The following is a 21,844-nucleotide window of genomic DNA, read 5'->3' as shown; positions in this document are numbered from 1 at the left end:
ATGGATCAAGGACACCTGATCGACATGGCCAACCAGATCGGCGCATTCTTCGAATCGATGCCCGATCGCGACGAAGCGCTGGCCGGCATCGCCGACCATCTCCGGCGCTTCTGGGAACCGCGGATGCGCCGCGCGTTGCTCGCCGCGCTCGACGATCCGTCGAGCGAAGGCGCGCAACGCGCGGCACCGATCGTGCGCGACGCGGTCGCCGCGCATCGGGCCTCGCTGGTGCCCGCCGCCGCGAGCGTCTGACCGCGCCGCTACGCGGACTGCGTCATGCCCGCGAACCAGGTTTCGCAGTGGCGCAGCAGCGCGTTCGCGTCGGTTGCCGTGCGCCCGCGCACGGCGACATAACCGTCGGGCCGCAACAGGTAGAACGACGGCCGCGAGCGGCCATATTCCCGCGCCAGGCCGGCGGCGCCATCGCCTGCGGCATCGGTGACGCGCCACGCGCGCACCGCTTCCGGCATGATCCGTTCGAGCCCCTGCACGAGCGCCCGCGCGTCGGCCGGCATCGGCGGCACCTCGCCGGTATCGGCATCCGCCGGTTCTTCCAGCAGCACCAGCGTGAAGCTCGCCGGATCATGAAGATCGTATAACCGCGCCGTCCCCGGTGCGCGGCCGAGCGGCCCGTCGAGCACATGCACGAGTGCATCGGGTGCCCGCTCGCCCGCGCGCGGGCCGCCGTCGAGCACGCGCTCGAGCGTGAGCGGACTTTTCCGGTACTGCACGCCGAGCTCGCTGACCGTGCGCCGCACCGCGTCGCGCATCGGCCCGAACGACGCCAGCAGCGGTACGACATGATCGCGCAGCAGCCGCATCGCGCCGCGCTCGGCTTCGACCATCTGCGTGACGAATCCGGTCTGCCGCAACACGTCGCGCTCGATCGGATGGCGCTCCGCGTGGTACGTGTCGAGCAGCCGCTCGGGCGTGCCGGCGCCCAGCACGCGCGCGAGCTTCCAGCCGAGATTGAATGCTTCCTGGATGCCGGTGTTCATGCCCTGCGCGCCGGCAGGGCTGTGGACGTGCGCGGCGTCGCCCGCGAAAAAGACGCGGCCGTGACGCAACCGGTCGACCATCCGGCTATGCAGGTGAAAATAGGACGACCACGCGAGATCGCTCGGGGAGATCGACACGCCGGCACGGCGACGCACGATCGCGTCGCACTCCGCGAGCGTCGGCGTCGGCGCATCGGACGACGCGTCGCTGCCGGGCGGACGGTCGGCCACGAGCCGGTAACGGCCGTCGCCCATCGGAAACAGGCCGGCCATGCCGTCGGACGACGTGAACAGGTGGATCTCTTCGTCCGGCCAGTCGGGGATCGCCGCGAAATCGGCAAGCAGGAACGTCTGTTCAAACGCCTGCCCGGCAAAGCCCAGGCCGAGCAGATGCCTGACCGTGCTGTGCGCGCCGTCCGCCGCGATCAGGTACGACGGCGCGAACGACTCGTCGCGGCCGTCCGCGTGGCGGATCGACACGTCGAGCGACGTGCCGCCCGCGTCGCACGCGGTCAGCGTCGCGCCGCGCTCGACCGTCACGCCGAGCTGCGCCAGGTGTTCGGCCAGCAGGCGCTCGGTGATGCTCTGATCGAGAAACAGCAGATACGGATAGCGCGTTTGCAGCGGATCGAAATCGAGCCGCGCGATCTCGCGGCCGTCGGCATGCAGCGCGGCCGCATGCGCGCGATGACCGAGCGCGAGAAACGGTTCGACCGCGCGATGCTGCTCCAGCAGCTCGAGCGTGCGCGCCTGGATGCCGATCGCGCGCGAATACGGCGCGGGCGCCGCGAGACGATCGATGATGCGCACCGGCACGCGGGCCCGCGCGAGGCTCATCGCCGCGGCGAGACCGGTCGGCCCCGCGCCGACGATCAGCACGGGCGGGATATCGGACAGTGTGTCAGCCATGAGAACCTCGATGACACGCGACCCTGCCAGTCTACGCCGCTCCGCGTGACGGGGCCATATGCCGACCGGCCGACCGGCGGCACCCCCGCGCGGTGTGGGAAAATACGCGCTTTCCGTCAGTTTTCGCGTCATGGATTCCGCATTCGACCGGGCGTACGCCGCACACCGCGCAGGCCGCCTCGCCGAGGCCGAGCACGGTTATCGCAACGCGCTCGCCTCCGACCCCGCCAACGCCGACGCGCTGCACCTGTTCGGGGTGCTGCGGCACCAGCAGGGCCAGCATGCCGAAGCGGCCGACCTCGTCGGCCGCGCGGTCGCGCTGCGCCCGGACGATGCCGCGCTGCAGCTCAATCTCGGCAACGCGCTGAAGGCGCTCGGCCGGCTCGACGAAGCGATCGACCGCTTTCGCAACGCGCTGACGCTCGCGCCCGAATTTCCGCTCGCGCACTACAACCTCGGCAATGCGTATGCGGCGCTGCAGCGGCACGACGACGCGATCGATGCGTTCGGCCGCGCGCTGCGGCTCACGCCCGACGACGCATCGATCCACAACAATCTCGGCAACGCGCTGAACGCGCTCGGCCGCCATGACGATGCGCTCGCCGCGTTCGGTCGCGCGCTCGAACTGCGGCCCGGGCATGCGGGCGCGCACAACAACCTCGCGATGGCGCTGAACGCGATGGGCCGCGCCGACGACGCGATCACGCACTTCCAGGCCGCGATCGCCGCGCAGCCGCGCTTCGTCGCCGCGCATTTCAATCTCGGCAACACGTTCGACGCGGTCGGCCGGCATGCGGAGGCGGCCGCCGCGTTCGAAGCGGCGCTCGCGCTGCACCCGCCGTTTCCGCTCGCGCTGTTCGGGCTCGCGAACGCCCTGTGCGCCCAGGGGCGCCACCGCGACGCACTGCCCTACTACGAGCGCGCGGTCGGTCTCGATCCGTCGTTCGGCCTCGCGTGGCTGAACCTCGGCAACGCGCATCACGCGCTCCGCGCATACGAGATGGCACTGCGCGCGTTCGACCAGGCACTGCGCGTCGCGCCCGATCTCACGCTCGCGCGGCTGCACCGCGCGGTCACGCTGCTGACGCTCGGCGACTTCACGCGCGGGCTGCCGGCCTACGAAGCGCGCCACGAGACACCCGGCGCGACGTCGCTCGGCACGCTGCCGCGCTGGCAAGGCGAGCCGATTGCGTCACGCACGCTGCTGATCCGTGCGGAACAGGGGTTCGGCGACACGCTGCAGTTCGTCCGCTTCGTGCCGCTTGCCCGCGCACGCTGCGCGCACCTCGTGCTCGAAGTTCAGCCGGAACTCGTGCCGCTGCTGGCGCCGGCCGCGTCGCGCTGGCGCGTGACGCTCGTCGCACCGGGTGCCGCCAGGCCGCCCGCGGCGGATGTTGCCTGCACGCTGATGAGCCTGCCGTTCCTGCTCGGGCTGCAGCCGGACGACATCGTCGGCGGCTCGCGCTACCTCGATGCGCCCGACAGTGCCCGTCGGCGCTTTCGCGGCTCGCTCGGCGGGCAGTCGAAGCGCAAGTTCGGGCTTGCCTGGTCGGGGCGCCGGCAGGCGCAGGAAAACCGCTCGATGCCGTTCGATGCGCTCGCGCCGCTGCTCGCGCTGCCGGACATCGACTGGATCGTGCTGCAACCCGCGCTCGACGACGACGAACGCGCGCGCGTCGACGCGCATCCGCGCGTGCATCGCTTCGACGGCCGGTTGAACGACTTCGCCGACACGGCTGCGCTGATCGAGCGGCTCGACGGCGTCGTCACGATCGACACGGCCGTCGCGCACCTCGCGGGCGCCCTCGGCAAGCCGCTGTGGGTCATGCTGCCGTTCGCGCCCGACTGGCGCTGGTTCACCGGCGACGACTGCCCGTGGTATCCGCAGGCCCGGATCGCCCGCCAGCCCGCGCCGGGCGAATGGCTCGACGTCGCGGCCACGGTTGCCGGCCAGTTGCGACGCGACGCCTGAACGCAGACGAAAAAAGGGAGCGCGGTGCGCTCCCTTTTTCAATGCGATCCACGCGGCCCGTGCCGCGCGACGTGCGCGACGGAATGGTGCCCGTCAGGCCGCCTTGTACTGGTTGCGCGCTTCGGACGTGCGATACAGCACGAGCGTCGCGATCAGCCCGCAGATGGCCGCCACGCTCAGCCACAGTCCCGGCGCCGCCTTGTTGCCGGTCTGGTGGATCAGCAGCGTCGAGATCGCGGGCGTGAAGCCCCCGATCGTCGTCGCCAGGCTGTAGGCGAGCGAGAAGCCGGCCGTGCGCACGTCGGCCGGCATCACTTCGGTCAGCGCGACGACCATCGCGCCGTTGTACGACCCGTACAGGAACGACAGCCACAGCTCGACCGCGAGCAGCCTCAGGAACGACGGATCGCCGACGAGCCACAGCACGGCCGGGTAAGCCGTCAGCAGCGTCAGCACGGTGAACGCGATCAGCACGGGGCGGCGGCCGACACGGTCGGACAGCGCGCCGGACAGCGGCAGCCACACGAGGTTCGAAACACCGACGCAGACGGTCACGACCAGCGCGTCGAGCGACGACAGGTGCAGCACTTCCTTGCCGAAGGTCGGCGTATACGCGGTGATCATGTAGAACGACACCGTCGTCATGATCACCATCCCCATGCCGGCGATCACGACGCCCCAGTTATCGAGCATCGAGCGCATGATCTCGCCCATCGTCGGGCGATGACGTTTCGCGAGGAATTCGTCGGTCTCCTTCAGCGAACGGCGGATCAGGAACAGGAACGGCACGATCAGGCAGCCGATCAGGAACGGGATGCGCCAGCCCCACGCGGTCATCTCCTCGGCAGGCAGTACGCGATTCAGCAGCACGCCGACGAGCGCGGCGAACACCACCGCCACCTGCTGGCTGCCCGACTGCCACGACGTATAGAACCCCTTGTGGCCCTTCGTCGCGATCTCCGAAAGGTACACCGACACGCCGCCGAGTTCGACGCCGGCCGAGAAACCCTGCAGCAGCCGGCCGAGCAGCACGAGCACCGGCGCGAGCACGCCGATCGTCGCATAGCCCGGTATCGCGGCCACCGCGAGCGTGCCGATCGCCATCAACCCGAGCGTCAGGATCAGCCCCTTGCGGCGGCCGTGATGGTCGATGTATGCGCCGAGCACGATCGCGCCGACCGGCCGCATCAGGAAGCCGGCGCCGAACACCGACAGCGACAGCATCAACGACGCGAATGCGTTGCCGCTCGGGAAATAGGTTTTCGCAATGGCCGACGCGTAGTACCCGTAGACCATGAAGTCGTACATTTCCAGGAAGTTGCCGCTGACGACCCGGAACACGGTGCGGACTTTCGATTCCTGCGCGATGGCGTGTGACGCTGTGGACATGTTTTTCTCGCTCAGCTCGGATGGCGCGAATGCGCGCCGCATGGACCCGGCGATACGCGCCGCGCCGGGCCGGCGCGCACGGGCATCGCTGCCCGCCGGTGGCGCATCGCACAACGACGCTTGCACCGGCATGGTTCGCGAATGATGCCACGCGAAGCCGACATTTGCCTTGGAGCGCCGCTGTCGTTGCCTTCGTGGCATTCGCCTCGTACGAGTCGCCCTGAAACGGGCAAAAGAATCAGATTGATCTGATCGACCGGCCTTCGCCGGCTGACCACAATGTCACGATTTGCGACGACATGTCCGCGCCGCCCTCATGACCCACTCGCCTCTTGTCCCCGTCGAAGGCGCGCTCGCCCGCCCTCGCGTCGCCCCGCTCGACCACGTGCCGCCGTTCGGCCGCGATTGGAAGTTTCGCGGCGCACCCGGTGCACGGCCCAGCAAGAACTGCCTCGCGACGCTGACGACGTCCTGCATCGACGTCGACCGGCCGCACCGCGAGTGCCGCTGGCAGCCGACGACGGCGGCCGGTTCGCTTGCCGCGCCCGTCGTCGCCGGCCGGCGCGTCCCGCGTCCTTCAGGCAACCGCCGGGACCGGCGCGCGATATACGCAACCTGCTGGAGCATCGGCGCGTTCGGCATCATCGGCTGGCTGATCGCCGCGCATGAACCGTTCACGGGTTTCGGGCCTGCATACGCGCTTCAAGCGACCGACGGTGCGCGCGACCATGCAACGTTTTCGACCGGTACCGTACGGGTCGCGCCGGTTCAGCCGGACACGCCGGCGCACACTTCACCGCGGCACACGGCAGCAGCGCCAACGGCGAAAACTGCGGCGCCGCGATCGGCCGCGCATCGCGATACGCGTCGCCCGGCGCCGCTTCAACCGCAGGCAAGCTCCGGTGTCCAGCGCGCTGCGACGCCACCACCGGCGTCCCCGCATCGAACCGCCGGCTCGCGCATGGCAGCGGCGTCGGCCCGAACACCAGGCACCGCGCATGTGGCGGCGCGCCGTCCATCCGGCACCGAACCACCGCGCGCCCAAACACGCGATCGGCTCGCCCCGCCACCACATGCAACGGACACACGCGAAGCCGGCGCCACGCCGGACGATCCGCTCACGCTCATCGCGACGGCAAACGCGCTGCGCATCACCCAGCCTGAGCGTGCCATGCACGCCCCCGCCGCCGGGTTCGACTGGACGTCCCGGCTGTCCCACCGCCGACTGACCGATACGCCCGACGCGTTCGCACACTGACGACGCCCCATCCCGGGCCCGCCCAACAAAAAACCCGGCGAAGATCGCTTCGCCGGGTTTCGGTCGTTTTCGCCGTGCGTCCGACGAACCGTTACTTGTGCGCGGGCAGCCCCGATTCGGTCTGCTTCTCGAGTTGCCGCACCTGCTCCTGCAGATCGCGCAACTGCATCTGCGCGGCACGCTTCTCGACCTGCAGCGCCTGCGTCTGTTCCTGCGCCGACTTCTGGCGCTGCGCGACTTCGGCCTGCTGGCTGCGCGCGACGCTCAGGTCCGCCTGCAACTGCTGCGCGCGGTTCGCCTGCAGCGCGATCACGCGTTCGAGAAAGGCTTTCTGCGCCTGCAGTTCGGTACGGCGGATCTCGATATCGGCGAGTTGCACGGTCTGCTGGACGAAGTTTGCGTAGACCATCTCCGCGCGGTTCTTTTCCTGCGACCGGATCACGCGCCACAGATTCTTGTCCTGGAACAGCGCGACGTAGTACGTCATCTCGCGCGGATCGAACATCAGGCTCGCGCCGTAGCTGCCGTTGTACGTCGTGCGCATTTCGACGATCCGGCCGTCGTGCAGCATCCGCGTCAGCTCGGCGACGTTGCCTTGCGCGGTTGCGTCCGTCGCGGCCGGCGCCGGCGCCTCGGCACCGCTCAGGCTCGTGACTGCCGGGCGCGTTCCGGCGACGGGTGCGGTCGCGTCGGCCGACCAGGCCGCACCCGCGTGCGCGCAGGCAGCCAGCGCAACGATCCACGCAGCGCATCGTGCAGGGGAAATATTTCGGAAAGCCAACGTCGGACTCCGGCGAACGAATCGGAACTCGCGATTATCGTTCAAAAAGAAACGGCCGCATCTCGAATTTATCGGGAAGCGGCCGGCCTTCGGACAACGCCGGAAATACGGCTGGCTACAGACGCGTTTCACGCGCCGCGCGCAGGAATGCATCGAGCAGCGGCGTGCAGTCGAGCAACTCCGCGCCGCCCGCACGATGGAACTCGGGGTGCCATTGCACGCCAACGACGAACGGCGAACGACGATGGCGGATGCCCTCGATGATCCCGTCGCCGGCCGACACGGCCTCGATGTTCAGGTCGCGGCCAAGATCGCGGATCGCCTGGTGGTGGATCGAGTTGACGATCGCTTCGCTGCGCCCGGGGAACATGCTCGCCAGCGTCGACGTGTCCGGGAAGCGGATCGCGTGACGATGCTGGTCGTAATGCTCGCTCACGTGCGCATTCGCGGTCGGCACATCGGTGGCGATGTCCTGGTACAGCGAGCCGCCGAACGCGACGTTGATCAGCTGGCAGCCGCGGCACACGCCGAGGACGGGTTTGCCGGACTCGACGAATTCATGCAGCAGCTCGAGTTCGTACATGTCGCGCACGCGATCGCCCGGCCATTCGGGGCGCACATCCGAGGCCGCGTAGGTTTGCGGCGACACGTCGGCCCCGCCTTGCAGCAGCAGGCCGTCGAGATGCTTCGCGTAGTCGCGCAGACGGATGTTGCTCGGGTGGATCATCCCCTGGTGGCCGACGGTCGGAATCATGAACACGAGCACGTCGCGCGACATCACCCAGTGGGCGATCGATTCCTCGAGATACTGCAGCGTCTTGCCGCGCAGCCCTTTCGCACCCGGTTCCGGATGGAAGATCCGCGCCGACACGCCGATGCGCAGCGTGCGTTGCGTGATGCGCTGGCCGGCGCGATCGAACAGCCGGCGCGCCCGCGCCGCGACGATCCGGCCGAACACCGACCATGGCGTATCGCTCTGCTTCAGGTAGGCCGGCGGCGCATTCTGCGCGCTCGCGGGCGGCGGCCGCGACGTTTCGAAATCCGGCGGCGCACCGAAGCCGGGAGGCGGCGCACCCGGCTTCGGCGGTGCGACCGCGCCATCGGGGGCGCCGGGCGCACCGGGCTCGGACGCGGTTGTGACCGGCGACGCGCCGTCCACGGCGACGTTCTGCGCGACGTTCTGCGCGGCGGCTTGCGCGGCCGGCGCATCGGGCGTTTTCGCCGGCTCGGGACGGAGGGAATCGGAGGAAGCGGAAGAGGTGCCGGGCAGACCGGCCGGGGAAGGCGTGTGTTCGCTCATGACGATGGTCTGGTACGTCGCTCACGCGTATGGATAGACGAGGATTCATTATGCTTCAGTGCACGATCGCGCGGCAAACCTGCAACATCCTGTCGCCATTGTTGCAAGTGGTTGCCGGCGGCGCCGGGGCGTGTCCCCCGGCCGCGCGCCCGCACCGACGGCGTCTCGTCGCCCGCACTGGACATCAGTGATATATCACAATAATATCCAGACATCGTCCACGCCTCCCGATCGCCCGCGCCATGATCGCGCCCCGCCCGGCCGCCGCGCCGCTCCTCGCATGAATACCCTGACCGACGTCACCCGCGACCGGTTCGCCGCGCCGGCGGCCAGCCTCGCCGACCGTGCGTATGCGCTGATCCAGCGCGACATCATCACGATGCGCCTGAAGCCGGGCGCCGCGCTCAACGAAGCCGACCTCGTCGCGCGCACGGGGATCGGCCGCACGCCGGTGCACCAGGCCGTGCATCGGCTCGTGCTCGAGGGGCTGCTGTCGGTGATGCCGCGCAAGGGCTTGATGGTGCAGCCGCTGTCGCTCGACGACATCGTCGCGGTGATCGACGTGCGGCGCATCAATGAAGCGCACTGCGCCGAACTCGCCGCGCGCCACGCGACGCCGGACGATCTCGCGCGCCTGGCCGCGCTGCTCGACGACGGACGGGCCTGCGTCGACACGCATGACGTGGAGGGGATGATGGAACTCGACCGCGCGTTTCACCAGGCGATCGCCGCGGCCGCGCGCAACGCGGTCCTCGCCGAGATCCTGCGCGCGCTGCACGAGCGCTCGCTGCGCTTCTGGTTCGTCACGCTGTCCGAACCGCATCATCTCGCCGACGTCCAGCACGAACACCGCGCGTTGTTCGACCGGCTGTCCGCCCGCGACGCCGCCGGCGCGCGCGACGCCGTCGAGCGCCATATCGATTCGTTTCGCTCCACCCTTCTTCAACATCTTCGCCCCTGAGCCGCTCATGACCACGTTCACGCCGTTCCCCCCGCTCGCCCAGCTCGCCGCCGACCTCGCGGCCGGCCGCACCACGAGTCGCGCGCTCGTCGATACCGCGCTCGACCGGATCGCCGATCCGTCGGGCCAGGGCGCCGTCGTCTTCACCGAAGTCGACGCCGACAACGCGCGCGCGGCCGCCGACGCGCACGACCGGCTGCGCGCCGCGGGCACCGTGCTGTCGCCGCTCGCGGGCATCCCGGTGTCGGTGAAGGACCTGTTCGACGTCGCGGGCCAGGTGACGCGCGCGGGTTCGCGCGTGCTCGACGGCGCGCCGGCCGCGCGCACCGATGCAGTCGCCGTCGCGCGGCTCAAGCGTGCGGGCGCGGTGCTGGTCGGCCGCACCAACATGAGCGAATTCGCATTCTCGGGGCTCGGGCTGAATCCGCACTTCGGCAATCCGCGCTCGCCGTACCATCGCGACGTGCCGGGCGATGCGCGGATTTCCGGCGGTTCGTCGTCGGGCGCGGCCGCGTCCGTCGCCGACGGGATGGCCGCCGTCGCGCTCGGCACCGACACGGGCGGCTCGATCCGCATTCCGGCCGCGCTGTGCGGGCTGACGGGCTTCAAGCCGACCGCGAGCCGGATCCCGACGCAAGGCGGCGTGCCGCTGTCAACGACGCTCGACTCGTTCGGCCCGATCGGCCTGACGGTCGCGTGCTGCGCCCTCGTCGACCGGATGCTCGCGGGCCTCGAGCCGCACGTGCCGGCCGCCAGGCCGCTCGAAGGCGTGCGGCTCGGCGTGCTGACGAACTACGTGACGGATGGCGTCGACGCCGACGTCGCGGCCGCGCTCGACACCGCGCTCAAGCATCTCGAAGCCGCCGGCGCGATCGTCACCGACGTGCGCTTCGCCGCGCTCGACCGGCTGCCGGAGATCAACCGCTTCGGCTTCTCGCCGATCGAGGCGTACGCCTGGCATCGGCCGCTGCTCGCCCGGCATCGCGACCAGTACGACCCGCGCGTGCTGACGCGGATCCTGAAGGGCGAACCCGCGAGCGCGGCCGACTATCTCGACCTGCTCGCCGCGCGCGCCGCGATGCTCGACGAAGCCGCGCACACGGTCTGGGCGCGCTTCGATGCGCTCGTCGCGCCGACGGTGCCGGTCGTGCCGCCGCGCATCGCCGACCTCGAAACGGACGACGATGCGTTCACGCGCACCAATGCGCTGATCCTGCGCAACCCGAGCGCGTTCAACTTCCTCGATGCGTGCGGACTGTCGCTGCCGTGCCATCCGCGCGACGCGGCGCCGGTCGGCCTGATGCTCGCGGCGGCGCCGCATCGCGACGACGCGCTGCTCGCGATCGGCCAGGCGGTCGAGGCCGTGCTGAACACGATCCGCTGACCGCATCGCCGATCGCCGGCGGGCGATGCGCGCGGTGCGGCAGGTTGCCGCACGCGCGCTGTCAGTTTCGTGCCAGACCGTTCGCGCTAAAATCGCGCGATTGTTTTCCGGACCGACCGACGAGGAACCCCGCCGACATGAACGACTACACGCTTGCGCTACGCCGTGAACGCCGCCTGCTGATGCTGCTCGGATGGGCGTGCATCGCCCTGCTGGCCGGCGCGCTGTACCTGCAGTACGTGAAGAACGAAGATCCGTGCCCGCTGTGCATCATCCAGCGCTACTTCTTCTGCGCGATCGGGATCTTCGCGTTCCTGGCCGCCGGGATCCGCAACTGGCGCGGCATCTGGGTGCTCGAGCTGCTGATCGCGATCGCCGCGGCCGGCGGTGTCGGCACGGCCGCGCGGCACCTGTCGATCCAGATGAATCCGGGCTTCAGCTGCGGCTTCGACACGCTGCAGCCGATCGTCGACAGCCTGCCGCCCGCGCAGTGGTTCCCCGGCATGTTCAAGGTCGCCGGGCTGTGCGAGACCGTCTACCCGCCGATCCTCGGCATCCTGCTGCCCGGCTGGGCGCTGATCGGCTTCGCCGTGATCCTGGTCGCGGTTGTCGCGAGCCTCTGGCGTCATCGCCGCAAGCTCGCCCGCTGACCGGCCGCTGTTGCGGCCGCCGGCAAGTGCGGCCCGGCCGATCGGGCCGCACGCCGGCGACGCGAACCGCCGCTTCCGCCCGCCCTGTCCGGCCGGCCGCGCGTAAACCCCTACCCCGCCGCCGCCCGGATCGCCGGGCGAACGCGCGTCGCGCAACCGACGCGCCCCCGCCCCGTCACGCGTGCGTTTCGGCCCGATGCGCACGCATCGGCGCCCCGATCCCGCGCGGCGGGCCTATGATCGACATGATCGCCTCCTGATAGCCCGGATCACTGCCCGGCCATGTTCGCGCCGCGCGGCGATGCTATCTTCGGGACTGGATGGCGATCTACGTGCGCGAGGCCAGGCGGTCTCACCACCCCTGCGTAACGCGCGCCCGATCCGCAATGTCGACTGGATTCCTCATGACAACGCAAACCATCCGCATCCGTCACCCTCATGGCGTCCGCGTGTCCGGCGGCGCCGTTCGCGCGCAGCGTCGGCGCGCTGCCGTCGTCCCGCATCAGCCGTGCGGCCGGCCGGCCCTGCTCCCATCCGTCATCGCCACGCCCGCCGGCCCGCGCCGCGTGTCGTGCCGCGTCGTTCCGAACGGGGTGTGCTGATGGAAGCCTGGCTCGGCGATCTGCAGCAACTGCTCGCGCACGGCGAAGCGGCCGTGCTCGTGACGGTCGCGCATACCGACGGCTCCGCGCCGCGCGAGGCCGGCACCAAGATGCTCGTCACGCGCGACACGGCGCGCCATACGATCGGCGGCGGTCATCTGGAATGGAAGGCGATCGAGATCGCGCGACACCTGCTGAAGGATGGCGCGCACGTGCCGCACGCGCGCCGGCTCGAACGGCTCGCGCTCGGCCCGAGTCTCGGCCAGTGCTGCGGCGGCGCCGTGGTGCTCGCGTTCGAGCGGCTCGACGTCGGCGATCTCGGCTGGATCATGTCGCTCGCGAAGCGCGTCGCGGCCGGCGCCGCGACCGTGCGTAGCGTATCATTCGGCCCCTCGCCGGGCGCGCCGCTGTTGAGCGAGCCCGAATCGGAAGCCGCGCGGGCCGACTGCCTGCTGTGGGAAACCGGCGGCGTGTCGCTGATGACCGAGACGATCGCGCCGTTTGCGTTCCCCGTCGTGCTGTTCGGCGCCGGGCACATCGGCACCGCGCTCGTGAAGGTGCTGGCGACGCTGCCGTGCCACGTGCGCTGGATCGACGGGCCCGCTGCGGTGTTCCCGCCGGCCGACGCGCTCGCCGGCATCGGCAACCTCGCGATCGAAGCGGCCGCTGCCCCGGCCGACGCGGTCGACGCCGCGCCGCCGCAGTCCTACTTCGTCGTGATGACGCACGACCATGCACTCGATTTCGTGCTGGCCGAACGCATCCTGCGGCGCGGCGACTATGCGTACTTCGGGATGACCGGCTCGCAGGCGAAACGCGTACAGTTCGATCATCGCCTCGCGGCGATCGGCATCGACCCGGCCCAGGTCGCGCGGATGCGCTGCCCGATCGGCGTCGAAGGCATCATCGACAAGGCGCCCGAAGTGATCGCGATCTCGGTGGCCGCGCAATTGCTGCAGGCCGTCGAGGCGAATGCGTCCGCGCAGGCTTCCCCTACCTACTGACCGACCAAGAACGACGCCATGACCCCGACATTCAAGGACAAGATTGCCCGCGCGCCGAAAGCGGAGCTGCACATCCACATCGAAGGCTCGCTCGAGCCCGAACTGATTTTCGCGCTCGCGCAGCGCAACGGCGTGAAGCTCGCGTACGACTCGATCGACGCGCTGCGCGCCGCGTACGCGTTCACCGACCTGCAGTCGTTCCTCGACATCTATTACGCCGGCGCGAGCGTGCTGCTGACCGAGCAGGATTTCTACGACATGACGGCCGCGTACTGCGAACGCGCGCTCGCCGACCACGTCGTCCATACCGAACTGTTCTTCGATCCGCAGACGCACACCGAGCGCGGCGTGCCGATCGAGACGGTCGTCGCGGGCATCGAGCGCGCACTCGCCGATGCCGAACGGCGCGGGCTGTCGAGCAGGCTGATCCTGTGCTTCCTGCGCCACCTGTCCGAAGAGGACGCGCTCGCGACGTTCGAATCCGCGTTGCCGCTGTTCGAGCGCTATCGCCACCGGCTGATCGGCGTGGGCCTCGATTCGTCCGAGCTCGGCCATCCGCCGGCCAAGTTCGCGCGCGTGTTCGAGAAGGCGCGTGCGCTCGGGCTGAAGCTCGTCGCGCATGCGGGCGAGGAAGGCCCGCCCGCCTACATCCACGAAGCGCTCGACGTGCTGAAGGTCGACCGGATCGACCACGGCGTGCGCAGCATCGAAGACGCGGCGCTCGTCGAGCGCCTCGCGAAAACGCGCACCGCGCTGACCGTCTGCCCGCTGTCGAACCTGAAGCTGTGCGTGTTCGACGACATGACGAAGCACACGCTGAAGGCGCTGCTCGATCGCGGCGTCGCGGTGACGATCAACTCCGACGATCCCGCCTATTTCGGCGGCTACGTCAACGAAAACTACTTCGCGACGGCCGAAGGGCTGCAGCTCACGGATGCCGAAGTCCATGCGGTGATCCGCAACGGCTTCGAGGCGTCGTTCATCGAACCGGCGCAGCGCGACGCACTGTACGCGCGCCTCGACGCGTACTGGCAGGCCGCGTGACGGCCCGCATCGAGGAACGCTAGACAGATGAGACACGGCAACGGCATCCGCTTCGCGCCCGCCGGTTCGGCCTTGCGCCGGGCCGGGCGCGGGCGTGCGCGCGCGGCGACGGCGCCGTCCGGCGTCGTGCGCCGTTGCCCGCCGTCGCGATGCGCCGTTGCGTTCGCCGCCGCATCGGTCGCGAGCGCGAGGGCCGCGAGGATCGCCGGCGACCACCGGCTGGCGGCTTCGGCCGCCACGTTCGCCCGCGCAATCGCCTCCGGTCGTGCCGCACGCAGCGTGCCGCCGCCGCTCGCGAAGCACCCGGCCGCCCCCGTGCGGCGCCGATCGTTTTCTTCTGTTCGCCTTACCTTGATGCAGGACCATTCGTCATGACGCAAACCGCTTTCCGTTCCCAGCTGCTGACCTTCAACGGCGACCCGGCGCAATCGAGCCAGGCCGCGAACCACGAGACCGACGGCCTCCTGATCGTCGCGGACGGCAAGGTCGTCGCGGCGGGCCCGTATGCGCCACTCGCGGCAACGCTCGCGCGCGACGCGGTCGTCCACGACCTGCGCGACAAGCTGATCGTGCCCGGCTTCATCGACACGCACATCCACTACCCGCAGACGGACATGATCGCGTCGCCGGCGCCCGGCCTGCTGCCGTGGCTCGACAAGTACACGTTCCCGACCGAGCGCCAGTTCGGCGATCCCGAGCATGCGCGCGAAGTCGCCGATTTCTTCGTCGACGAGTTGCTCGCGTGCGGCACGACGAGCGCGCTCGTCTACTGCACGGTGCACAAGCAGTCGGCCGATGCGCTGTTCGCGGCGAGCGACGCGCGCGACCTGCGGATGATCGCGGGCAAGGTGCTGATGGACCGCAACTGCCCCGAGTTCCTGCGCGACACCGCGCAGTCGGGATACGACGACAGCGCCGAGCTGATCGACCGCTGGCACGGCAAGGGCCGCCAGATGTACGCGCTCACGCCGCGCTTCGCGCCGACGTCGACCGAGGCGCAGCTCGAGGCGTGCGGCGAACTCGCGCGCCGCCATCCGGACATCTTCGTGCAAAGCCACGTCGCGGAAAACGTCGACGAGGTGAAATGGGTGGCCGAGCTGTTCCCCGGCCACCGCAGTTATCTCGACATCTACGACCGCTACGGGCTGCTGCGCCCGCGCGCGGTGTACGGCCACTGCATCCACCTCGACGACGAGGACCGCCGCCGGATGGCCGAGACGCGCACGGTCGTCGCGCACTGCCCGACGTCGAACTTCTTCCTCGGCAGCGGGCTGTTCGACTTCGACAAGGCCGGCGAATACGACGTACCCGTCACGCTCGCGACCGACGTCGGCGGCGGCACGTCGTTCTCGATGCTGCAGACGATGAACGAGGCCCACAAGGTCGCGCGGCTGTCGGGCCACCACCTGACCGCGACGCGGATGTTCTGGCTCGCGACGGCCGGCGCCGCGCAGGCGCTCGATCTCGCCGACACGGTCGGCACGCTCAAGCCGCGCACCGAGGCCGACTTCGTCGTGCTCGATCCGCAGGCCACGCCGCTGCTCGCGCGCCGCACCAAACGCGCGGATTCGCTCGAGGAACTGCTGTTCGCGTTCGCGCTGCTCGGCGACGACCGCGCGGTGTACCGCACCTACGCGGCCGGCGAGCTCGTCCACGAACGCGGCGCCGCGCGCCGGCCGGCCGCCGCGTAACGGTAACGCCGCGCCGGTACGCAGCCCCGGCCGGCACGGCCCGATCGCGGCCGTACCGGCCGGGCAGCCAGGCGCGCCCTCGCCGACCGGGCTCCCACGCCCGGCCGGCCGCCTTCCCGCACGCAATGCGTCGTGCTAGAATTCGCCGCTCATTGGGGAGTAGCCGCTCCGCTCGATGTCCCGCGCCCCCGGCGCGCATCGTGACGGAGGCGTCCGTCAACAGACTTGGCCGTTCGGCCATGGCGGATGCAGCCACGCTGGCCTGGCGAGACCGATGGTTCACAGTGCGCCGCATCAGGGCCCGGCGCGCCGTGGATCGTCGCTCGCACGCACAACATCGGCCCGTGGAACCCCATACGTGTCCCAAGCCTTCCTGATCTCCACCGGCGCCGTCGCCCTCGCTGAAATCGGCGACAAGACCCAACTGCTTTCCCTCGTCCTGGCCGCGCGCTATCGCAAGCCGATGCCGATCATTCTCGGCGTGCTCGTCGCGACGCTCGTGAACCACGGTTTCGCGGGCGCACTCGGCGAATGGCTCGGCGCGCTCGTCACGCCATCGATCATGCGCTGGGCGCTCGCGTTCTCGTTCATCGCGATGGGATTGTGGATTCTCGTGCCCGACAAGCTCGACGCCGACGAAGCCAACGCCACCCGCTCGCGGCTCGGCGTGTTCGGCGCGACGCTCGTCGCATTCTTCCTCGCGGAAATGGGCGACAAGACGCAGATCGCGACCGTCGCGCTGGCGGCGCGCTTCCAGGACTACATCGGCGTCGTGGCCGGCACGACGTTCGGGATGATGCTCGCGAACGTGCCGGCGATCCTGCTCGGCGACCGCTTCGCGCACCGCCTGCCAACCCGGCTCGTGCACGGGATCGCGGCCGTGCTGTTCGTCGTGCTCGGCGCGCTCGCGCTGCTGGGTGTCGGCGTCTGACGGAACAGGATGACCGGCGCGGCCGGGTAGCCGCGCCGGGATGGGCACCGCGTTACTTCGCGACGGCCGCGCCCGAAGCCGGCGCAGCCGGCACCGCGCGCTCGTTGGCGGCCGGCGTCGCCGGCCCGCCGCGCTTGTCGACCGGCAACCGGACCGAGCGGACCGCGCCGTTCGACAGCGGGAAATCGGCGAGCGCGCTGCGCGCGAGGAACGGCATCGCATACAGCAGCGTGCCGTTGTCGCCGGTCGTGCGCGCGGACACGTTGTACACCTCCTTGCCCGTCGCGCGCTCGGTGATGCGGATCCCGAGCGTGTAGTCGAACACCTGGTACGTCTGCGCGACATAGCCGGCCGGCATCGGCCCCCAGGGCCCCCACGGGCCCCACGGCCCGCGCCGCCAGTACGGCCCGGGCGCAAACCACGGGTCGTAGTAGACCGGCTGCGGCACCGTCACGAGATCGCTGCCCACCGCATAGGTCAGCCCGACGAGATAACGCGCCTGCGCCGGCGGCACCTGCCGGAACGCATACGCGGACAGTTCGTTGGCGACGATCGGCTCGTAGGTCGACTGCTCGATGCTGTTCTTCTGCGCCTCGGTGCGCGTGAACGCATAGGTGCGTGTCGCGTCGCTGCCGCTCCAGTCGGAGAAGGCCGTGACCTGGGTCGTCACATAGCTGGTGCAGCCCGTCAGCAGCGCCACGCACAGCGCCGCCGCCCAGCCCGCACCGCGAAAAATCCATTCGCGTTTCATGTTGATCCTCGTCGATCCGTCACCCGTTCGTCGCACCGCGCGAACCGCAACGGGATGCCGATAATACGCGGACTGTCGAAAGCGGTAAAAAGTTCGCCCGGCACGCGGCCGCAAGCCTTTGTACAATGGCCCGGTTCGCCCGGCCCGCGTAACGGGCCCGTTCCCCACCCCACCGATCTCGACGACCATGTCCGACAACGCCTCCTCCACCGTGATCCGCCGCGCCGACTACACGCCGCCGGCATTCCTCATCGATTCCGTCGCGCTCGAATTCGATCTCGCGCCGGCCCGCACGATCGTCAGGAACACGATGCGCGTGCGCCGCAATCCGGACGCCGCGCCCGCGCCGCACCTGGAGTTGATGGGCGAAGCGCTCGAATTCGTCGGCGCGTCGCTGGACGGCGCGCCGCATGGCGCCGTGCGCGCGCACGAGCACGGGCTGACGGTCGAGAACGTGCCCGACGCGTTCGAGTTGACGCTCGAAAGCGCGTGCGCCCCCGACCAGAATACGACGCTGTCGGGCCTCTACGTGTCGAGCGGCAATTTCTTCACGCAGTGCGAGGCGGAAGGCTTTCGCCGCATCACCTACTTCCTCGACCGCCCCGACGTGATGGCGTCGTACATCGTCACGCTGCGCGCCGACAAGACCGCGTACCCGGTGCTGCTGTCGAACGGCAACCTCGTCGATTCGGGCGACCTGCCCGACGGCCGCCACTTCGCGAAATGGGAAGACCCGTTCCGCAAGCCGAGCTACCTGTTCGCGCTGGTCGCCGGCAAGCTCGTCGCGATCGAGGAAAAGATCACGACCGGCTCCGGCAAGGAAAAGCTGCTGCAGGTGTGGGTCGAGCCGGCCGATCTCGACAAGACGCGTCACGCGATGGATTCGCTGATCCACTCGATCCGCTGGGACGAAAGACGCTTCGGCCTCGAGCTCGATCTCGACCGCTTCATGATCGTCGCGGTCGGCGACTTCAACATGGGGGCGATGGAAAACAAGGGGCTCAACATCTTCAACACGAAGTACGTGCTGGCGAACCCCGAGACCGCGACCGACACCGATTTCGCGAACATCGAATCGGTGGTCGGCCACGAGTACTTCCACAACTGGACCGGCAATCGCGTGACCTGCCGCGACTGGTTCCAGTTGAGCCTGAAGGAAGGCCTGACGGTGTTCCGCGACCAGGAATTCTCGGCCGACATGGCCGCGGGCGACGACATCGAATCGGCGGCCCGCGCGGTCAAGCGCATCGAGGACGTGCGCGTGCTGCGCCAGCTGCAGTTCGCCGAGGATGCCGGCCCGATGGCACACCCGGTGCGCCCGGAAAGCTACGTCGAGATCAACAACTTCTACACGATGACGGTCTACGAGAAAGGCTCGGAAGTCGTGCGGATGTACCAGACGCTGTTCGGCCGCGACGGCTTCCGCAAGGGGATGGACCTGTACTTCAAGCGCCACGACGGCCACGCGGTGACCTGCGACGACTTCCGTCACGCGATGGCCGACGCTAACGGGCGCGACCTCGCGCAGTTCGAGCGCTGGTACAGCCAGGCCGGCACGCCGCGCGTGTCGGTGCGCACCGCGTACGACGCGGCCGCGCGCCGTTACACGGTCACGCTCGCGCAGGGCTACGGCGACGCGTCGCCGGCCGCGCGCGAAACGCAGCAGGGGCCGCTCCTGATTCCGTTCGCGATCGGCCTGATCGGCCGCGACGGCCGCGACCTGCCGCTGCGCCTGGACGGTGAAACGGCCGCTTCGGGCACGACGCGCGTGCTCGACTTCACCGACACCGAGCAGACCTTCACGTTCGTCGACGTGCCGGAAGCGCCGCTGCCGTCGCTGCTGCGCAACTTCTCGTCGCCGGTGATCGTCGAGTACGACTACAGCGACGACGATCTCGCATTCCTGCTCGCGCACGACAGCGATCCGTTCAACCGCTGGGAGGCCGGCCAGCGCCTCGCGACGCGCGCGCTGCTGACGCTCGCCGCGCGGGCGGCCGCGAACGAACCGCTCACGCTCGGCGAGAACTTCATTGCCGCGTTCCGGCGCGTGCTGACCGACGCGACGCTGTCGCCGGCGTTCCGCGAACTCGCGCTGACGCTGCCGTCGGAAACCTACCTCGCCGACCAGATGGCCGAGGCCGATCCGGCCGCCGTGCATCGCGCACGCCTGTTCGTGCGCCGCCGGCTCGCGACCGCGCTGCGCGCCGAATGGCTCGCCGCGTACGAGCAGCACCAGACGCCGGGCGCCTACGAGCCGACGCCGGAGGCCTCCGGCCGCCGCGCGCTGAAGAACCTCGCGCTCGCGTATCTCGCCGAACTCGAGGATCCGGCCGATGCGGTGCGCCTCGCGACCGCGCAGTACGACGCGGCGAACAACATGACCGATCGCGCGGCCGCCCTCGGCGCGCTGCTGTCCGCCGCCGCCGCGGGCGCGAACGAGCCGGCCGATCGCGCGCTCGACGACTTCTACCGCCGTTTCGAGAAGGAAGCACTCGTGATCGACAAGTGGTTCGCGATGCAGGCGGCGCAACGCGGCACGGCCGCGCAGCCGACGCTCGCGAAAGTGCGCAAGCTGCTCGCGCATCCGGCGTTCAACCTGAAGAATCCGAACCGCGCACGCTCGCTGATCTTCAGCTTCTGTGCAGCCAACCCCGCGCAATTCCACGCGGCGGACGGTTCGGGCTACGCGTTCTGGGCCGAACAGGTGCTCGCGCTCGACGCGATCAATCCGCAGGTCGCCGCACGCCTCGCGCGTTCGCTCGAACTGTGGCGCCGCTTCACGCCGGCGCTGCGCGACCGCATGCGCGGCGCGCTCGAGCAGGTCGCGGCCGGCGCGAAGTCGCGCGACGTGCGCGAGATCGTCGAGAAGGCGCTCGCCTGACGCCGTCGCCCGCCCCGCATTCGCGCGATGAAGCCGGCGCCGCCCGATGCGGCGCCGGCTTTTTTATTGCACGGGCGCGGCCGGCACCGAGCCGAATGACGGGGTCTGACCGCTCGGCCTGCCGCCGCGCCGGTACGCACCGCGCACCCCTCCGCCGCCGGAAACCGGGCCGGCTCGGCCGCCCGGCGATGTAACCGGACGAAAAAAGCCGGCGGCGCGGGAAGCGTGACAGGTAAAATTGCGGCCATTCAAGGATTCTTTGGCCTTTCGGAGTCTGTCATGTCCATTGCCCGCCGCACCACGCTGTCGAAGTTCCTGATCGAACAGCAACGTGAGACCAACAACCTTCCCGCCGACCTGCGCCTGCTGATCGAAGTCGTCGCACGTGCGTGCAAGGCGATCAGCTACAACGTGTCGAAGGGCGCGCTCGGTGAAGCGCTCGGCACCGCCGGCAGCGAGAACGTCCAGGGCGAGGTGCAGAAAAAGCTCGACATCCTGTCGAACGAAATCCTGCTCGACGCAAACGAGTGGGGCGGCAATCTCGCCGCGATGGCATCGGAAGAAATGGAAACGTTCTTCCCGATCCCGGCGAACTACCCGCGCGGCGAATACCTGCTCGTGTTCGATCCGCTCGACGGCTCGTCGAACATCGACGTGAACGTGTCGATCGGCACGATCTTCTCGGTGCTGCGCTGCCCGGACGGCAAGCAGGCGACCGAAGAATCGTTCCTGCAACCCGGCACGCAGCAGGTTGCGGCCGGCTACGCCGTCTACGGCCCGCAGACGGTGTTCGTGCTGACGACCGGCAACGGCGTGAACTGCTTCACGCTCGACCGCGAAGTCGGCTCGTGGGTGCTCACGCAAAGCAACATGCAGATCCCGGCCGACACGCGCGAATACGCGATCAACGCGTCGAACGCGCGCCACTGGTACGACCCGGTCAAGCGCTACGTCGACGAACTGAACGCCGGCAAGGACGGCCCGCGCGGCGACAACTTCAACATGCGCTGGATCGCCTCGATGGTTGCCGACGTGCACCGGATCCTGAACCGCGGCGGCATCTTCATGTACCCGGCGGACAAGCGCACGCCCGATCGTCCGGGCAAGCTGCGCCTGATGTACGAAGCGAACCCGATGTCGTTCATCGTCGAACAGGCGGGCGGCGCCGCGACGACCGGCACGCAGCGCATCATGGAAGTGCAGCCGACGGGCCTGCACCAGCGCGTGCCCGTGTTCCTCGGCTCGAAGAACGAAGTCGAGCGCGTCACCGGCTATCACGACGAAGCAAAATAATTGCACTGCAGCACTGGACGGAGGCGTGATGCGCAAGTACAATCT

The 21,844-nt window shown here is 69.5% G+C and carries 17 protein-coding genes and 1 riboswitch; of the genes, 12 read left to right on the top strand and 5 right to left on the bottom strand.

The genetic code is table 11. The features are described 5' to 3' along the window. Positions 1-252, top strand: a complete 252-nt coding sequence (locus tag WJ12_RS04775; RefSeq protein WP_034187414.1) for a formate dehydrogenase subunit delta — start codon at positions 1-3, stop codon at positions 250-252. An 8-nt stretch (positions 253-260) separates the two neighbouring features. Here the strand turns inward: WJ12_RS04775 and WJ12_RS04770 are convergent, their stop codons facing one another. Beyond that, positions 261-1,907, bottom strand: a complete 1,647-nt coding sequence (locus tag WJ12_RS04770; protein WP_034187413.1) for an FAD-dependent monooxygenase — start codon at positions 1,905-1,907, stop codon at positions 261-263. 130 nt (positions 1,908-2,037) lie between these two features. Here WJ12_RS04770 and WJ12_RS04765 point away from each other — a divergent pair, with 130 nt between their 5' ends. Beyond that, positions 2,038-3,879 (top strand): tetratricopeptide repeat protein, encoded by a 1,842-nt coding sequence (locus WJ12_RS04765; protein WP_175029322.1) that lies wholly within the window; start codon positions 2,038-2,040, stop codon positions 3,877-3,879. 93 nt (positions 3,880-3,972) lie between these two features. Here the strand turns inward: WJ12_RS04765 and tcuC are convergent, their stop codons facing one another. Beyond that, complete coding sequence (tcuC, locus tag WJ12_RS04760; RefSeq protein WP_034187411.1) at positions 3,973-5,268, bottom strand: MFS transporter; 1,296 nt, start codon at positions 5,266-5,268, stop codon at positions 3,973-3,975. Between the two features lie 316 nt (positions 5,269-5,584). On the opposite strand from tcuC, the gene WJ12_RS04755 reads away from it, so the two are divergent. Further along, entirely contained in the window at positions 5,585-6,526 is a 942-nt protein-coding gene (locus WJ12_RS04755) for a hypothetical protein (RefSeq protein ID WP_059557128.1), read from the top strand. Positions 6,527-6,617: 91 nt separating this feature from the next. Here WJ12_RS04755 and WJ12_RS04750 read toward each other — a convergent pair whose 3' ends face one another. Both WJ12_RS04750 and WJ12_RS04745 read right to left on the bottom strand, forming a co-directional pair. After that, on the bottom strand, positions 6,618-7,307 hold the full coding sequence (locus WJ12_RS04750) for a DUF2968 domain-containing protein (RefSeq protein WP_059557130.1): 690 nt from the start codon (positions 7,305-7,307) through the stop codon (positions 6,618-6,620). Between the two features lie 115 nt (positions 7,308-7,422). Then, a complete protein-coding gene (locus tag WJ12_RS04745) occupies positions 7,423-8,607 on the bottom strand; it encodes a gamma-glutamyl-gamma-aminobutyrate hydrolase family protein (RefSeq protein WP_059557132.1) in 1,185 nt (394 codons plus the stop codon). A 280-nt stretch (positions 8,608-8,887) separates the two neighbouring features. Between WJ12_RS04745 and WJ12_RS04740 the strand changes: the two genes are divergently transcribed. The 7 genes from WJ12_RS04740 to WJ12_RS04705 all read left to right on the top strand — a co-directional run bounded on the left by WJ12_RS04740 (position 8,888) and on the right by WJ12_RS04705 (position 16,874). Next, positions 8,888-9,568, top strand: coding sequence for a GntR family transcriptional regulator (locus tag WJ12_RS04740; protein ID WP_059557134.1), 681 nt, complete (start codon positions 8,888-8,890; stop codon positions 9,566-9,568). A gap of 7 nt (positions 9,569-9,575) precedes the next feature. Then, the gene (locus WJ12_RS04735) at positions 9,576-10,952 is read left to right on the top strand and encodes an amidase (RefSeq protein ID WP_034187406.1); all 1,377 of its coding nucleotides are present in this window, start codon (positions 9,576-9,578) and stop codon (positions 10,950-10,952) included. A gap of 137 nt (positions 10,953-11,089) precedes the next feature. Further along, on the top strand, positions 11,090-11,602 hold the full coding sequence (locus WJ12_RS04730; protein WP_059557135.1) for a disulfide bond formation protein B: 513 nt from the start codon (positions 11,090-11,092) through the stop codon (positions 11,600-11,602). A 601-nt stretch (positions 11,603-12,203) separates the two neighbouring features. Then, positions 12,204-13,208, top strand: coding sequence for a xanthine dehydrogenase accessory protein XdhC (gene xdhC / locus WJ12_RS04725; protein ID WP_034187404.1), 1,005 nt, complete (start codon positions 12,204-12,206; stop codon positions 13,206-13,208). Between the two features lie 18 nt (positions 13,209-13,226). Then, the gene (locus WJ12_RS04720; protein WP_034187403.1) at positions 13,227-14,252 is read left to right on the top strand and encodes an adenosine deaminase; all 1,026 of its coding nucleotides are present in this window, start codon (positions 13,227-13,229) and stop codon (positions 14,250-14,252) included. Positions 14,253-14,623: 371 nt separating this feature from the next. Next, a complete protein-coding gene (guaD, locus tag WJ12_RS04710) occupies positions 14,624-15,943 on the top strand; it encodes a guanine deaminase (protein ID WP_034187401.1) in 1,320 nt (439 codons plus the stop codon). 142 nt (positions 15,944-16,085) lie between these two features. Next, positions 16,086-16,207: riboswitch (yybP-ykoY riboswitch) on the top strand. A 94-nt stretch (positions 16,208-16,301) separates the two neighbouring features. After that, positions 16,302-16,874, top strand: coding sequence for a TMEM165/GDT1 family protein (locus WJ12_RS04705; RefSeq protein ID WP_034187400.1), 573 nt, complete (start codon positions 16,302-16,304; stop codon positions 16,872-16,874). 52 nt (positions 16,875-16,926) lie between these two features. On the opposite strand, the gene WJ12_RS04700 is transcribed toward WJ12_RS04705, so the two are convergent. Beyond that, positions 16,927-17,625, bottom strand: coding sequence for a DUF4136 domain-containing protein (locus WJ12_RS04700; protein WP_049036562.1), 699 nt, complete (start codon positions 17,623-17,625; stop codon positions 16,927-16,929). A 187-nt stretch (positions 17,626-17,812) separates the two neighbouring features. Here WJ12_RS04700 and pepN point away from each other — a divergent pair, with 187 nt between their 5' ends. Both pepN and WJ12_RS04690 read left to right on the top strand, forming a co-directional pair. Further along, on the top strand, positions 17,813-20,506 hold the full coding sequence (pepN, locus tag WJ12_RS04695; RefSeq protein ID WP_059557137.1) for an aminopeptidase N: 2,694 nt from the start codon (positions 17,813-17,815) through the stop codon (positions 20,504-20,506). A gap of 279 nt (positions 20,507-20,785) precedes the next feature. Beyond that, a complete protein-coding gene (locus WJ12_RS04690; protein WP_006485729.1) occupies positions 20,786-21,799 on the top strand; it encodes a class 1 fructose-bisphosphatase in 1,014 nt (337 codons plus the stop codon). Positions 21,800-21,844 lie beyond the last annotated feature (45 nt).

The sequence above is a fragment of the Burkholderia seminalis genome (assembly GCF_001718535.1).
Lineage (GTDB): Bacteria > Pseudomonadota > Gammaproteobacteria > Burkholderiales > Burkholderiaceae > Burkholderia > Burkholderia seminalis.
Note: the sequence above shows the minus strand (reverse complement) of the source record. Positions and strands in the feature narration are given on the sequence as shown.

What these genes read in the sequence shown, in the direction of transcription:
- WJ12_RS04740 (WP_059557134.1), top strand. Translation starts at nt 8,888, where the DNA reads ATGAATACCCTGACCGACGTCACCCGCGACCGGTTCGCCGCGCCGGCG.
- tcuC (WP_034187411.1), bottom strand. Translation starts at nt 5,268, where the DNA reads ATGTCCACAGCGTCACACGCCATCGCGCAGGAATCGAAAGTCCGCACC.
- WJ12_RS04730 (WP_059557135.1), top strand. Translation starts at nt 11,090, where the DNA reads ATGAACGACTACACGCTTGCGCTACGCCGTGAACGCCGCCTGCTGATG.
- guaD (WP_034187401.1), top strand. Translation starts at nt 14,624, where the DNA reads ATGACGCAAACCGCTTTCCGTTCCCAGCTGCTGACCTTCAACGGCGAC.
- WJ12_RS04700 (WP_049036562.1), bottom strand. Translation starts at nt 17,625, where the DNA reads ATGAAACGCGAATGGATTTTTCGCGGTGCGGGCTGGGCGGCGGCGCTG.
- WJ12_RS04765 (WP_175029322.1), top strand. Translation starts at nt 2,038, where the DNA reads ATGGATTCCGCATTCGACCGGGCGTACGCCGCACACCGCGCAGGCCGC.
- WJ12_RS04690 (WP_006485729.1), top strand. Translation starts at nt 20,786, where the DNA reads ATGTCCATTGCCCGCCGCACCACGCTGTCGAAGTTCCTGATCGAACAG.
- WJ12_RS04770 (WP_034187413.1), bottom strand. Translation starts at nt 1,907, where the DNA reads ATGGCTGACACACTGTCCGATATCCCGCCCGTGCTGATCGTCGGCGCG.
- WJ12_RS04720 (WP_034187403.1), top strand. Translation starts at nt 13,227, where the DNA reads ATGACCCCGACATTCAAGGACAAGATTGCCCGCGCGCCGAAAGCGGAG.
- WJ12_RS04745 (WP_059557132.1), bottom strand. Translation starts at nt 8,607, where the DNA reads ATGAGCGAACACACGCCTTCCCCGGCCGGTCTGCCCGGCACCTCTTCC.
- WJ12_RS04735 (WP_034187406.1), top strand. Translation starts at nt 9,576, where the DNA reads ATGACCACGTTCACGCCGTTCCCCCCGCTCGCCCAGCTCGCCGCCGAC.
- WJ12_RS04775 (WP_034187414.1), top strand. Translation starts at nt 1, where the DNA reads ATGGATCAAGGACACCTGATCGACATGGCCAACCAGATCGGCGCATTC.
- WJ12_RS04755 (WP_059557128.1), top strand. Translation starts at nt 5,585, where the DNA reads ATGACCCACTCGCCTCTTGTCCCCGTCGAAGGCGCGCTCGCCCGCCCT.
- pepN (WP_059557137.1), top strand. Translation starts at nt 17,813, where the DNA reads ATGTCCGACAACGCCTCCTCCACCGTGATCCGCCGCGCCGACTACACG.
- xdhC (WP_034187404.1), top strand. Translation starts at nt 12,204, where the DNA reads ATGGAAGCCTGGCTCGGCGATCTGCAGCAACTGCTCGCGCACGGCGAA.